Here is a 13,294-nt window from a genome sequence, read left to right on the forward strand (position 1 = left end):
GTGCCGGCACCGCTGGACACCGAACGGCTGGCCGAGGCGCTGCGGCTGGTCCGCGCCCGGATCGACGCGGCCGCCTCCGCCGCGGGTCGCGACCCGGCCGGGGTCGCGCTGCTGGCGGTGAGCAAGACGTGGCCGGCCGAGGACGTCCGGGCGCTGGTCGGCCTGGGGCTCCGGGACTTCGCCGAGAACCGGGTCCAGGAGCTCACCGGCAAGGCCGCCGCGCTGGCCGACCTGACCGACCTCCGCTGGCACCTGGTCGGCCAGCTGCAGCGCAACAAGGCCGCCGCCGTCGTCCGGCTGGGCGCCACCGTGCACTCGGTCGACCGGCTCCGGCTGGTCGAGGCGCTGAGCCGGGCCGCCGAGCAGGAGGGCCGGCAGACCGGGGTGTTCGTCCAGGTCGACCTCGGTGGCCCCGAGGGCGAGCTCGGTGCCCGGGGCGGCGCCGTCCCGGCCGAGGTGCCGGCGCTCGCCGACGCCGTCGCCGCGGCCCCGGGGCTGCAGCTGCGCGGGCTGATGGCCGTCGCGCCGCGGGACGCCGACCCGGCCCCCGCCTTCGCCCGGCTGGCCGAGCTGTCCGCCCGGGTGCGGGCCGACCACCCCGGCGCCACCGCCGTCTCGGCCGGCATGAGCGGGGACCTGCAGGCGGCCGTGGCGGCCGGCGCCACCGTGGTGCGTGTCGGTACCGCGTTGTTCGGCTCCCGCCCAATAGCCTCGCGTGAGGAGAGCGCCACGGACCCCGTGCGCCCTCACGAGTCACACCAGCACCACCGGTGACACCAGCACCACCGATCAGCCGCTGCCAGCACGAGTCGTCCTGCGACGAGACCAGAGGGAGACGTCCGATGGCCGGAGCCATGCGAAGGATGGGGGTCTACCTGGGCCTCGTCGAGGACGACGACGCCCGGGGCGGCTACGACCGCTACGCCGCGCGGCAGAGCGACTACGACCGGGACGACCGCGGCTACGACCGCGGCTACGACCGGTACGCCGCCGACGCCCACGACGAGCCGCCGGTCGACGACCGCTACGGCTACGGCAGCGGGTACGGGGCCGCCGGCTACGACACCGACTACCCGGTCGAGGCCGTCGCCGAGGCGCGGGTCGAGGAGCGGGCGCCCGAGCCCGAGGTGTCGCTGGGCCGTCGCCCCGCGGCGGTTCCCCGCACGCTCGGCCTCGCCCCCAACACGACCGGCAGCACCGCGGCCCGGCTCGCCGGGACCGCCGGCCCGGGTGCCGTCGGCGGTGGGATCGGCGCCCCCGGTGGCCGCAGCCGGATCTCCGCGGGCCTCGCCGGCGGCGTCTCCGGGTCTGCCGGCCTGGCGATGAGCGAGCCGGTCGCCGTCGACCCGACCCCGGAGCCCGTGCCGGCCCCCGAGCCGAAGGCCAAGTCCTACCGGATCACCACCGTGCACCCGGCCTCGTACAACGAGGCCAGGACCATCGGTGAGCGGTTCCGCGACGGGATGCCGGTGATCATGAACCTCACCGAGATGGAGCACGCGGACGCGAAGCGGCTCGTGGACTTCGCCATCGGCCTGACGTTCGGTCTGCACGGTAGTATCGAGCGCGTCACGGCCAAGGTCTTCCTGCTCAGTCCGCAGGACGTGGACGTGACGGCTGAGGACAAGGCCCGCATCCGCGAGGGTGGCTTCTTCAGCCAGTCCTGACCCAGTGCACCTCGTGGTCCCCGCGCACGAGGTGCCCCGAACGAACGAGGACCGTGGCTCTTCTCCTGCAGATCGTCTCGTCGGTCCTGTTCGTGTTCCTCATCCTGCTGTTCGCCCGGTTCGTCGTGGACTGGGTGATGGTGCTGGCCCGCAGCTGGCGGCCGCAGGGCATGGTCGCGGCCGGGCTCGAGGTCGTCTACACCACGACCGACCCGCCGCTCAAGGCCGTGCGCAAGGTCATCCCGCCGCTGAACCTCGGGTCCATCCGCCTGGACCTGGGGTTTATGGTGCTCCTGATCGCCGTCATCCTGCTGCGCAACCTGGTGGGTGCCCTCGCGGGCTCCGTCGCATGACCATCCCCACCTGCCCGGAGCGGGGTGTGGACCGCACGCGGTCAGCCGCCGGTCTTCGTCCGTTCCCGTTCCTCCCGTCCGACCTGAGGTGAGCCGCATGCCACTGACTCCCGCCGACGTGCACAACGTCGTCTTCAAGAAGCCGCCGATCGGCAAGCGCGGCTACGACGAGGACGAGGTCGACGCCTTCCTCGACGTCGTCGAGGCCGAACTGGCCCGGCTGATCGAGGAGAACAACGACCTGCGCGCCTCCGGCGGTGGGTCCGGCACCCGGGACGAGCGTCCCGAGTCCGCACCGATGACCGTCGCCGCGCCGCCGCCCCCGCCGGCCGCGGCCCCCGCGCCCGTGGTGCGCGAGGACGAGCCCGTCCGCGCCTCCCGGATGCTGGCGCTGGCCACCGAGACGGCCGAGCGGCACGTCAACGAGGCCAAGGCGCAGGCCGACCAGATGGTCGGCAGCGCCAAGAGCACCAGCGAGCGGATGATGTCCGAGGCCCGCGCCAAGAGCGAGCAGATGGTCACCGAGGCCAAGAACCGCGCCGACTCGATGCTCGGCGACGCCCGCACCCGCGCGGACACGATGGAGCGCGAGGCCCGCGCCAAGGCCACCGCCCTGGCCCAGGACGCCGAGCGCAAGCACGTCGAGGCGATGGGCTCCCTCGAGGAGAAGCGCGCCAGCCTGGACCGGAAGGTCGAGGAGCTGCGCACCTTCGAGCGGGAGTACCGCACCCGGCTGCGGTCCTACCTCGAGTCCCACCTGCGCGACCTGGACAGCCGCGGCTCGGCCGAGCCGTCGACGAACAACCGGCAGAACCAGCACGTCAGCGCCTGAACAAGGACCACCCTCCCCCCCACGCCTCGCACGCTCGGCGCGGGCCCCTGGAGGGTGGCCGGAGGGCCGGGTGGAGCCCCGTCGGACCTCGGTCCGGCGGGGCTCCGTCGTCCTGCCACCACTAGCATCCGGCTGTGACCGGTCTCGCGGCGTCGCTGCTGCTCGTCGCCGTGGGCCTGCTGGTCGCCGGCCTGGCCCGCGGCCAGGCCACCCTGCAGTGGGCCTCGTTCGCCGCCAGCGTCCTGGCCGCGCTCGTCCTCGTGACCGCCGAGCTCCGGCGGCGCCGGGCGGAGCTCTCGGGGTCGGGACCTGCGGCGGCGCCTGAGCAGCACGAGGCGCCGACCCCCCAGGCGGGGCTGGGCGCCCTGGTGGCCGGCCCGTCCGAGCCGGCCGGCGCGGTCCCCGCCGGAGCCGTGGCCGACCGCGGTCGCCCGCCCACCGGGGCGCACGCCGTCCCGGCGGTGGCCGCGGACGGCGAGCCGCCGGTGGAGGAGGTCGAGGTGACCGACCTGCTGCTGGTGCTCGACCTGACCGACGAGGTGCTCGTCGTCGACGAGCACCCGCGCTACCACCTGGCCGGCTGCCGGCACACCGGCGGCGTGACCACCCTGCCGCTGCCGCTGGCCGAGGCCCGCACCGACGGGTTCACCCCGTGCGGCACCTGCACGCCCGACCGCACCCTCGCCGCCCGCGAGCGGGCCCGCCGCGCCTAGTCCGTGCGGCCCCCGTGCAGGGCCCCGCCGCGAGCGTCCGAGTGGTGGGGGGCACGGGGGTCCTCCATCAGGCCCGGGCGATCCAGACCCGCGCGCCGCCCGGGCCCTCGAGACCGGCACCGGACCCCGGCTGGCCGGCGTGCACCGTGGTGGCCAGCACCTCCTCGGCCAGCGCCGCGGAGTGCTCGGTGAGGGCCTGGCCCACCGCGCCGTCGCCGGTCCACCACAGCTCGATCCGGTCGCTCACCGCCAGCCCGGTGGACTTGCGCGCGTCCTGCACCAGCCGGACGACCTCACGCACCAGCCCGGCCCGCTCCAGTTCCGGGGTGAGGGTGAGGTCCAGCGCCACGGTGAGGCCGGCGGCCGAGGCCACCGTCCACCCCTCGCGCGGGGTCTCGGTGACCACCAGGTCGCCCTCGGCCAGGGGCACCGGCGCGCCGTCGACCGGCACCGTGGCGGTGCCGGCCCGGTAGGCGGCGACCAGCTCGACCGGGTCGGCGGCCGCCACCGCGGCGGCCACCGCCTGCACCTGCTTGCCCAGCCGGCGGCCCACGGCGCGGAAGTCGACCTTCACCGAGACGTCGACCAGCGACCCCTCGACGGTCGACAGCTCGGTCAGCTCGGCGACGTTGAGCTCCTCGGCCACCTCGGCGACCAGGTCGCGGGGCAGCTGCGACCAGCCGTTCGCCGCGACGAGGGCGCGGGCCAGCGGCTGCCGCGTGCGGGCCTTGGCCGCGGTGCGGGCCGAGCGGCCCAGCTCGACCAGCCGGCGGACCAGCGCGACCTGCTCGACCAGGACGTCGTCCCGGGCGTCGGTGTCCACGGTGGGCCAGCTGGCCAGGTGCACCGAGTCGACGCCGTCGGCGAGCGCCGGCAGCACCGCGCTGCGCCACACCCGCTCGGTGACGAACGGGGTGAACGGGGCCATCAGCCGGGTCAGCCCGTCCAGCACCTCGTGCAGCGTGCCCAGCGCGGCCGGGTCGCCGTCCCAGAAGCGCCGCCGGCTGCGCCGCACGTACCAGTTGGACAGGTCGTCGACGAAACCGGCGATCAGCCGCCCGGCGGTCTGGGTGTCGAAGTCCTCCAGCGCCTCGGTGACCCCGGCGGTGACCGAGGCGAGCTCGGCCAGCGCCCAGCGGTCCAGCAGCGGCCGCTCCGCCCGCGGGGGAGCCGGGGTGGTGGCCGGGTCCCAGCCGTTGGTCTCGGCGTAGAGGGTGAAGAAGCTGGCGGTGTTCCAGTAGGTCAGCAGGACCTTGCGGACCACCTCGGAGAGCGTCTCGTGGCCGACCCGGCGGGCCGCCCACGGCGAGCCGCCGGCCAGCATGAACCAGCGGACGGCGTCGGCGCCGTGCCGGTCCATCAGCGGCATCGGCTCCAGGATGTTGCCCAGGTGCTTGCTCATCTTCCGGCCGTCCTCGGCCAGGATGTGCCCCAGGCACAGCACGTTCTCGTAGGAGCTCTGCCCGAACACCAGCGTGCCGACCGCCATCAGCGTGTAGAACCAGCCGCGGGTCTGGTCGATCGCCTCGGCGATGAACTGCGCCGGGTAGGCCGCCTCGAACTCGGCCTTGTTCCGGTGCGGCGCGCCCCACTGGGCGAACGGCATCGAGCCGGAGTCGTACCAGGCGTCGATGACCTGGCGGACCCGACGGTAGGTGCCCTCCTCGCCGGGCACGGTGAAGGTGACGTCGTCGATGAACGGCCGGTGCGGGTCGAGGTCGGACAGGTCCGTGCCGGTGAGCTCGGACAGCTCGGCCAGCGAGCCGACGACGACCATCCGGGCCGGGTCGGCGTCGTTGCGCCAGATCGGCAGCGGCGTGCCCCAGTACCGGTCGCGGGACAGCGCCCAGTCGACGTTGTTGTGCAGCCAGTCGCCGTAGCGGCCCCACTGGATGTTCTCCGGGTGCCAGTTCGTGCGCTCGTTCTGCGCCAGCAGCTGGTCCTTGACCTGGCTGGTGCGGATGTACCAGGACGGCTGCGCGTAGTACATGAGCGGCGTGTGGCAGCGCCAGCAGTGCGGGTAGCTGTGCTCGTACCGCAGCTCGCGGAACAGCACGCCGCGGTCCTGCAGGTCCTGCACGAGGGTCGGGTCGGCGCCCTTGAAGAAGTGCCCGCCCACCAGCGGGACGTCGGGGAGGAAGTGCCCGGACGGGTCGATGGGGTTGACCACCGGCAGCCCGTAGGCCCGCCCGACGGCGAAGTCCTCGGCGCCGAACGCGGGGGACTGGTGGACCAGCCCGGTGCCGTCCTCGACGGTGACGTAGTCGGCCAGCACGACGTAGTGGGTGTCCACGTCCGCGGGGAAGTCGACCAGCTCGAAGGGCCGCTGGTAGTGCACGCCCTCCCAGTCGCGGCCCGGCGTGCGGGCGAGCACCTCGGCGCCCTCGCCCAGGACGGCGGCCAGCAGCGGCTCGGCGACGACGAACGTGCCGGCGTCGGTGCGCGCGACGACGTAGTCGACCTCCGGGTGCACGGCGACCGCGGTGTTGCTGGGCAGCGTCCACGGCGTCGTGGTCCAGATCAGCAGGTCGGCCCGGCCGGCCCAGTCGCCGCTGGTGACCGGCAGCCGGACGTAGACCGAGGGGTCGGTCAGCGTCTCGTAGCCCTGGGCCACCTCGTGGTCGGACAGGCCGGTGCCGCAGCGCGGGCAGTACGGGGCGACCCGGTGGTCCTCGACCAGCAGGCCCTTGTCGAACACCTGCTTGAGCGACCACCAGACGCTCTCGATGTAGCTGGCGTCCATCGTCCGGTAGGCGGTCGACATGTCGACCCAGTAGCCCATCCGGCTGGTCAGCTCGGCGAAGGCGTCGACGTGCCGCTCCACCGACTCCCGGCAGCGGGCGTTGAACTCCGCGATGCCGTACCGCTCGATGTCCGGCTTGCCGGCGAAGCCCAGCTCCTGCTCGACGGCGATCTCCACCGGCAGGCCGTGGCAGTCCCAGCCGGCCCGGCGGGGCACCGAGAAGCCCTGCATCGTCTTGAACCGGGGGAAGACGTCCTTGAACGCCCGGGCCTCGATGTGGTGCGTGCCCGGCCGGCCGTTCGCGGTCGGCGGGCCCTCGTAGAAGACCCACTGCGGCTTGTCGGCCGAGCCCTCCAGCGACCGCGCGAAGACCTTGTCGGCCTCCCACTGGTCGAGCACCTCGTGCTCCAGGGCCGGCAGGTCGACGTGCGGGGGGAGGGCCCGGAACGGGCCGGCGGTCGAACTCACGCACCCATCATCCCCGACGGCGCCACCCCGTTCGCGCAGCGCCCGCGGTCGCCGGCCGCCGCGTCCGTGACCGGCCGGACACGCCGGTACGGGACACTGCGCGCATGGGGGCCCGCCGATGAACACGACGGTCACCGTGGCGTTGGCCGTCGGGGCCCTCGTGGTGCTGGTGGCCGCGGTCGCGCTACGGCTCGCCGACCGCATCGGGCTGCCCTCCCTGCTGCTGTACCTGGCCTTCGGCGTGGCCCTCGGGGAGAGCGGGCTGGGCGTCGAGTTCGAGGACGTCGCGCTGACCCAGACCCTCGGGGTGGCCGCGCTCGTGGTGATCCTCGCCGAGGGCGGGCTGACCACCCGCTGGAGCGACGTCCGAAGGGCGGTGGGCCCCGGGGTCGCGCTGGCCACGATCGGCGTGGTGGTGAGCATCGCCGTCGTGGCCGCGGTGGGCGTGTGGCTGCTGGACTTCAGCTGGCCCTTCGCGCTGCTGGTGGGCGCCGTCGTCACCTCCACCGACGCGGCCGCGGTCTTCGCCACGCTGCGCCGGCTGCCGCTGCCGCGCCGGATGGTGGCCGCCCTCGAGCTCGAGTCCGGGCTCAACGACGCCCCGGTGATCCTGCTGGTGCTGGCCCTGTCCGAGCAGCTGACCGGCGGGGCCACCCACGCCTGGTACCTGGTGCTGGCCGAGGTGCTCGGCGAGCTGGCCGGCGGCTCGGTGCTCGGGCTGGCCATCGGCTTCGGCGGCGCCTGGCTGCTGCGCCGGCTCGCGCTGCCGCTGGCCGGCTTCTACCCGCTGGCCACGCTGGCGCTGTGCGTGCTGGCCTTCTCCTCCGCCGACCTGGCCCACACCTCGGGGTTCGTCGCGGTCTACCTCTGCGGGCTGGTGCTCGGCAACGCCTCGCTGCCGCACCGGGCCGGCACCATCGGCTTCGCGGAGGGGCTGGCCTCCCTCGCCCAGATCGGGCTGTTCGTGCTGCTCGGGCTGCTGGTGTCGCCGGCGCGGCTGCCCGAGGCGGTGCTGCCGGCCCTGCTCATCGGCGGCGCGCTGCTGCTGGTGGCGCGGCCGCTGTCGGTGGTGGCCAGCCTCGCCTGGTTCAAGGTGCCGCTGTCCCAGCAGGCGTTCATCGCCTGGGCAGGGCTGCGCGGCGCGGTGCCGATCGTGCTGGCGACCTTCCCGATCGCCGCCCAGGTGCCCGGGGCGACGCGGGTCTTCGACACCGTGTTCGTGCTGGTCGTCGTCTTCACCGTGGTGCAGGGCTGGGGGCTGCCGACGGTTGCCCGGCTGCTGCGGATCGCCACCCCGGTGACCCCCCGGGACATCGACGTGGAGTCAGCGCCGCTGGACGAGCTCGGGGCGGAGCTGATGCAGCTGCGGGTGTCGGAGACGTCCCAGCTGCACGGCGTCTACCTGCCCGAGCTGCGGCTGCCCGAGGACTCGGCCGTGGTGCTCGTCGTCCGGGACGGGCGGCCGTTCGTGCCCGACCGCAACACCCGGCTGATGCGGGGCGACCAGGCGCTGCTGGTCTCCGCCCGCGGCTCCCGCCGGGAGGCCGAGCGGCGGCTGCGCGCGGTGAGCCGGGCCGGCCGGCTCGCCACCTGGCGCGGCGAGGCCGGCGACCCGTCGCAGACGGACTAGGAGTGGAGTTCCAGGGTCTTCGTGGTGTCGGCGAAGACCTCGGCGAGCAGGGCGGGCTCCTCGGACAGCTTGTGGCCGTAGGACGGGATGGCCTCCTGCAGCAGCGGCTTCCAGGCCTCGACCCGGTCGGGGAAGCAGCGCTCGAGCAGGGTCAGCATCGCCGAGGTGGCGGTGGAGGCGCCCGGTGAGGCGCCCAGCAGCCCGGCGATCGACCCGTCGGCGCCGACCACCAGCTCGGTGCCGAACTGCAGGATCCCGCGGCCGGCGTCGTCCTGCTTGATGACCTGCACGCGCTGGCCGGCGGTGATCAGGTCCCAGTCGTCGGACTCCGCGGTCGGGACGAACTCCTCCAGCGCCCGGAACCGCGACTTCTCCGACTGCAGCACCTGGCCGATGAGGTACCGGGTGAGCGGGATGTTCGCCCAGCCTGCGCCCAGCATCGAGCCGAGGTTGCCGGCCCGCACCGAGCGCGGCAGGTCCCACAGCGAGCCGGACTTGAGGAACTTGGGGGAGAAGCCGGCGTACGGGCCGAACAGCAGCGCCTGCTCGCCGTCGATGAGCCGCAGGTCCAGGTGCGGCACCGACATCGGCGGCGCGCCGACCTTGGCCTGGCCGTAGACCTTCGCCTGGTGCTGGGCGACCAGCTGCGGGTTGCGGGTGCGCAGGAACTGCCCGCTCACCGGGAACCCGCCGAAGCCCTTGACCTCGGGGATGCCCGCGCCCTGCAGCAGCGGCAGCGCGCCACCGCCGGCGCCGACGAACAGGAACCGGCTGCGCACGGTGCGGCGCTTGCCGGTGGCCTGGTCGCGCACGGTGGTGGCCCAGCGGCCGTTGCCGTCGCGGCGGACCTTGAGCACCCGGTGCTGCAGGTGCAGCTGCACGCCGCGGTCGACGGCGGCGTCGAGCATGAGCCGGGTGAGCGCGCCGAAGTTGACGTCGGTGCCGGCCAGCGAACGGGTCGCGGCGACCTTCTCCCTGGTGCCCCGCTCGGCCATCATCAGCGGAACCCAGGAGGCGAGCTCGGCGGCGTCGTCGGAGTACTCCAGCCCGGCGAACAGCGGCTGCGGGGCCAGTGCCTGGTACCGGTTGCGCATGTAGGCGCGGCCGTCGTCCCCGGTGACGAAGCTGATGTGCGGCACGGAGGTGATGAACGACTTGGGGGAGTCGGTGAGCCCGGCGCGCACGAGGTGCGACCAGAACTGCCGGGACACCTGGAACTGCTCGTTGATGCCCACGGCCTTGGCCGGGTCGACGCTGCCGTCGGGGCGGGCCGGGGTGTAGTTCAGCTCGCACAGCGCCGAGTGGCCGGTGCCGGCGTTGTTCCACGGCCCGGAGCTCTCCTCGGCGACCGCGCTGCCGGACTCGAAGACCTCGACGGTCCAGTCCGGGGCGACGATCCCCAGCAGCGACGCCAGCGTCGCGCTCATGATGCCGCCGCCGACGAGCACTACGTCGGGGTTGGAACCACCCGTGGTCACGATCTGCCTCCGTGCGTTCGGAACGTCTCCACCCCATCGTCGTCCCGCCGCGGGGTCCGCACGTCCAGATCGGGGGCCGACCCCCGATCTGGGGTGATGAGATGGGTCACAGACAGGGTGCCCGCCTCCGCCCGCCCCCGCAGGACGGGGCCGGCAGGTGCCGGCGTCGCGGTGCGCCGGGGTGCGGGACCACCCCGGCTATCGTCGTCCCGGACGTGGCCGCCGGGCCGCGCGACGGGGAGGACGGCGTGGCGAGCGAGGAACCCGACCACCTGGAGCGTCCCCGCCGGTCCCGGGCGCGGCTGCTGCTCGGGCTGGCCGCCGCCGTCCTGGCCCTGGACCTCGCCACCAAGCTGCTGGTCGTCGCCACGCTGTCCGACCGCGAGCCGCTGCGGCTGCTCGGCGGTGCGGTGTACCTGACCGAGGCCCGCAACACCGGCGCCGCGTTCTCCTTCGCCGAGGGCGCGACCGTCGTGTTCACGCTGATCGCCGTGGTGGTCGTGGTGGTCATCGTGCGGAGCGCCCGCCGGCTGTTCTCCACCGGCTGGGCGGTCGCGCTGGCCCTGGTCCTCGGCGGCGCGGTGGGCAACCTGGTGGACCGCGTCTTCCGCGACCCCGGGTTCCTGCGCGGCGGCGTCGTCGACTTCGTGTCGCTGTTCGACCCCTACGGCCAGGTGTGGCCGATCTTCAACGTCGCCGACTCCGCGATCGTCTGCGGCGGGGTGCTGGGAGCGCTGCTCGCCTTCCGCGGCATCGAGTTCGACGGCGGCCGGGCCCGGGACGCCGACGGCGCGGACGACGACGCGGCCGTCCGCGACTGACGAAGGACCCCTCAGCCCCCCACCACGGGCAGGCGCGCGGGAGGACGCCGCGGAGACGCCACAATGGTCGGGTGATGAGCAGTCCCGTCCCGACCCCGGCCGCCGGTGGGCGCCCCGGCGAGCAGCGTTCCCTGCCGGTGCCCGACGGCCTCGAGGGGCAGCGGGTCGACCAGGCGCTCACCCGGCTCTTCGGCCTGACCCGGGCCGTCGCCGCCGACCTCGCCGACACCGGCCGGGTGGTGGTGGACGGCCGGGCCCGCGGCAAGGGCGACCGGCTCACCGCCGGCAGCTGGCTGGAGGTCGAGCTCCCGCCGCCGCCGGGCGACCCCGCCCCGCCGCAGCCGGTCGACGGGCTCGTCGTCGTCCACGACGACGACGACATCGTGGTGGTGGACAAGCCGGTCGGCGTCGCCGCCCACGGCAGCCCCGGCTGGACCGGGCCGACGGTCACCGGCGGGCTCGCCGGCGCCGGGTACCGGATCTCGACCAGCGGCGCGGCCGAGCGGCAGGGGATCGTGCACCGGCTGGACGCCGCCACCACCGGGCTGATGGTGGTGGCGAAGAGCGAGCGGGCGTACACGCTGCTCAAGGCGGCGTTCAAGGAGCGCACCGTCGACAAGGGCTACCACGCGCTGGTGCAGGGCCACCCCGACCCGTCCAAGGGCACCATCGACGCGCCCATCGACCGGCACCCGACGCACGACTGGCGCTTCGCCGTCGTGGCCGGCGGCCGGCCCTCGGTCACCCACTACGAGGTGCTGGAGGCCTTCCCGGCGGCCAGCCTGGTCGACGTCCACCTGGAGACCGGGCGGACCCACCAGATCCGGGTGCACTTCTCCGCGCTGAAGCACCCGTGCGTCGGCGACCCGACCTACGGCTCGGACCCGACCCTCGCCGCCCGCCTGGGCGTGAGCCGGCAGTGGCTGCACGCCGTCCGGCTGGGCTTCGCGCACCCGGCCGACGGCCGCTGGGTGGAGTTCACCAGCGAGTACCCGGCCGACCTGGCCGGCGCCCTGGCCGTCCTGCGCGCCGAGAACTGACCGCGTGACCGCAGCCGACCTGCCCACGGACTTCGCCGACCTCGGTCCGGCGCAGCTGTCGGCGGCGGTGATCGCGGTCTACCTGGTGGTGGGGGAGCCGGTCGTCGGGTACGTGCTGCACCGGCGGTTCGAGGGGCGGCTGCGCAGCGACCCGGCGGCGCGGCGGTCGTTCTACCGCCGGCTGCTGGTGCTCGAGTGGGGGCTGGCGCTGCTCGCGCTGGTGGTCTGGGCCGCGGCGACCGACGTCAGCGCGGCGCAGGTGGGCCTGGTGCTGCCGCAGCGCTGGCCGGGGGCCTGGACCTGGCTGGTCTGCGCCGCGCTGCTGGTGCTCGTGCTGGTCTCGACCCGGGCGCTCCGGTCGGGCGCGCTGGCCGGCCCGCCGCCGGAGGTGCTCCGGACGACGCGGCCCGGCGAGGCCCGGCACGCCGAGCCGCCGGGGCACGCGACGCTGGCGCTGCTCCCGCGCAGCCGGTCCGAGCGGCACCTGTTCGCGCTGGTGGGGGTGACCGCCGGGGTCTGCGAGGAGTGGCTCTACCGGGGCTTCTTCCTCGCCGTGGTCGCCGCCGCGGCACCGGCGCTGCCCTCGGCCGGGCTGGTGCTGGTCGCGGCGGTCGCGTTCGGGCTGGCGCACGCCTACCAGGGCCGCTCCGGCATCGTCACGACCGGCGTGCTGGGCGGGGTGCTCGCCGGGGTGTACCTGTCCACCGGGTCGCTGCTGCTGCCGGTGCTGCTGCACGCCGCGATCGACCTGCGCTTCCTCCTCGTCCCCTCCTCGGCGCTGCCCCGGACCGCCGCGTGACCGGCGCCGTCCCGGTCGCCGGCCCGGTCGCCGTGGTGGCCACGCCCGCCGACCGCCCGGAGGTGGCCGCGCTGCGGCACCGGGTCTTCGTCGAGGAGCAGGGCGTGCCCGCCGAGCTGGAGCGCGACGACGCCGACGCCACCGCCGTGCACGCCCTCAGCCGGGACGACGCCGGCCGGGTGGTCGCCGTCGGACGCCTGCTGCCCGACGCCGCCGGTCCCGGGCGCGCGGTGGTCGGCCGGATGGCCGCCGACCCGGCGGTGCGCGGCCGGGGGCACGGCGGCGCGGTGCTCGCCGTCCTCGAGCGGGAGGCGGTCGCCCGCCGCCAGCGGGAGGTCGAGCTGCACGCCCAGGTCACCGCGCGGCGCTTCTACGAGCGGGCCGGCTACACCGCCGTGGGCGCGGAGTACCAGGAGGCCGGCATGGCGCACGTGACGATGGTCAGGCGACTCCCGGACGGCCTCCTGTAGGGGCCCGCCGCGAACGTGCGGGTGGTGGGGTGCAGGGGGCCCGTGACGGAGTGGTCCGGATCGCGAGACACGAACCGTCAGACCCTTCGGGTAGACCTCCGGAGGTGCGAGGATCGGACCACCGGACGCGGCCCCCTCCCGTGGTGGGGCCGTCCCCCCGGCGGCACCACCCGTGGTGCCCGGCGCCACCCCGGCTCGACCCCCGAACGGCCTTCCCCGCCGGTCACCCAGCACCACCCGCCGCCCCTGCCCGCGCCCTCGTGGACAGGCGGCCGCACGA

At 74.9% G+C, this 13,294-nt stretch carries 12 protein-coding genes; 10 read left to right on the forward strand and 2 right to left on the reverse strand.

Annotated features, from left to right (window positions below; all coding sequences use genetic code 11):
• The 5 genes from HL054_RS05055 to HL054_RS05075 all read left to right on the forward strand — a co-directional run bounded on the left by HL054_RS05055 (window position 1) and on the right by HL054_RS05075 (window position 3,565).
• Entirely contained in the window at window positions 1-774 is a 774-nt protein-coding gene (locus HL054_RS05055) for a YggS family pyridoxal phosphate-dependent enzyme (RefSeq protein WP_369137697.1), read from the forward strand.
• 68 nt (window positions 775-842) lie between these two features.
• Window positions 843-1,667: a cell division protein SepF gene (locus tag HL054_RS05060; RefSeq protein WP_369137698.1), complete on the forward strand. Its 825-nt coding sequence runs from the start codon at window positions 843-845 to the stop codon at window positions 1,665-1,667.
• A 53-nt stretch (window positions 1,668-1,720) separates the two neighbouring features.
• Window positions 1,721-2,020 carry a YggT family protein gene (locus HL054_RS05065; RefSeq protein ID WP_369137699.1) on the forward strand — a complete coding sequence of 100 codons (300 nt, stop codon included), beginning with the start codon at window positions 1,721-1,723 and terminating at the stop codon, window positions 2,018-2,020.
• Window positions 2,021-2,117: 97 nt separating this feature from the next.
• Window positions 2,118-2,852 (forward strand): DivIVA-like cell division protein Wag31, encoded by a 735-nt coding sequence (gene wag31, locus HL054_RS05070; RefSeq protein ID WP_369137700.1) that lies wholly within the window; start codon window positions 2,118-2,120, stop codon window positions 2,850-2,852.
• A 134-nt stretch (window positions 2,853-2,986) separates the two neighbouring features.
• Complete coding sequence (locus HL054_RS05075; protein WP_369137701.1) at window positions 2,987-3,565, forward strand: hypothetical protein; 579 nt, start codon at window positions 2,987-2,989, stop codon at window positions 3,563-3,565.
• A 67-nt stretch (window positions 3,566-3,632) separates the two neighbouring features.
• On the opposite strand, the gene ileS is transcribed toward HL054_RS05075, so the two are convergent.
• Window positions 3,633-6,776 carry an isoleucine--tRNA ligase gene (gene ileS, locus HL054_RS05080; RefSeq protein ID WP_369137702.1) on the reverse strand — a complete coding sequence of 1,048 codons (3,144 nt, stop codon included), beginning with the start codon at window positions 6,774-6,776 and terminating at the stop codon, window positions 3,633-3,635.
• A 118-nt stretch (window positions 6,777-6,894) separates the two neighbouring features.
• Here ileS and HL054_RS05085 point away from each other — a divergent pair, with 118 nt between their 5' ends.
• The gene (locus tag HL054_RS05085) at window positions 6,895-8,406 is read left to right on the forward strand and encodes a potassium/proton antiporter (RefSeq protein ID WP_369137703.1); all 1,512 of its coding nucleotides are present in this window, start codon (window positions 6,895-6,897) and stop codon (window positions 8,404-8,406) included.
• Here the strand turns inward: HL054_RS05085 and mqo are convergent.
• The gene (gene mqo, locus HL054_RS05090) at window positions 8,403-9,884 is read right to left on the reverse strand and encodes a malate dehydrogenase (quinone) (RefSeq protein ID WP_369137704.1); all 1,482 of its coding nucleotides are present in this window, start codon (window positions 9,882-9,884) and stop codon (window positions 8,403-8,405) included. The two genes, HL054_RS05085 and mqo, sit on opposite strands and share 4 nt — an antisense overlap.
• A 248-nt stretch (window positions 9,885-10,132) precedes the next feature.
• Between mqo and lspA the strand changes: the two genes are divergently transcribed.
• The 4 genes from lspA (at window position 10,133) to HL054_RS05110 (ending at window position 13,014) form a co-directional block, all read left to right on the forward strand.
• Complete coding sequence (lspA, locus tag HL054_RS05095; protein ID WP_369137705.1) at window positions 10,133-10,705, forward strand: signal peptidase II; 573 nt, start codon at window positions 10,133-10,135, stop codon at window positions 10,703-10,705.
• Window positions 10,706-10,779: 74 nt separating this feature from the next.
• A complete protein-coding gene (locus HL054_RS05100; protein ID WP_369137706.1) occupies window positions 10,780-11,745 on the forward strand; it encodes an RluA family pseudouridine synthase in 966 nt (321 codons plus the stop codon).
• Window positions 11,746-11,749: 4 nt separating this feature from the next.
• Window positions 11,750-12,544, forward strand: a complete 795-nt coding sequence (locus tag HL054_RS05105) for a CPBP family intramembrane glutamic endopeptidase (protein ID WP_369137707.1) — start codon at window positions 11,750-11,752, stop codon at window positions 12,542-12,544.
• Window positions 12,541-13,014, forward strand: a complete 474-nt coding sequence (locus tag HL054_RS05110; protein WP_369137708.1) for a GNAT family N-acetyltransferase — start codon at window positions 12,541-12,543, stop codon at window positions 13,012-13,014. The genes HL054_RS05105 and HL054_RS05110 overlap by 4 nt, the downstream gene beginning before the upstream one ends.
• The last annotated feature ends 280 nt before the right edge of the window (window positions 13,015-13,294 follow it).

The organism is Modestobacter versicolor (assembly GCF_041028285.1).
GTDB classification, from domain to species: Bacteria; Actinomycetota; Actinomycetes; order Mycobacteriales; family Geodermatophilaceae; genus Modestobacter; species Modestobacter versicolor_A.

Excerpts from the sequence above, each read along its gene's own strand:
- HL054_RS05060 (WP_369137698.1), top strand. The coding sequence starts at position 843 with ATGGCCGGAGCCATGCGAAGGATGGGGGTCTACCTGGGCCTCGTCGAG.
- wag31 (WP_369137700.1), top strand. The coding sequence starts at position 2,118 with ATGCCACTGACTCCCGCCGACGTGCACAACGTCGTCTTCAAGAAGCCG.
- HL054_RS05085 (WP_369137703.1), top strand. The coding sequence starts at position 6,895 with ATGAACACGACGGTCACCGTGGCGTTGGCCGTCGGGGCCCTCGTGGTG.
- HL054_RS05100 (WP_369137706.1), top strand. The coding sequence starts at position 10,780 with ATGAGCAGTCCCGTCCCGACCCCGGCCGCCGGTGGGCGCCCCGGCGAG.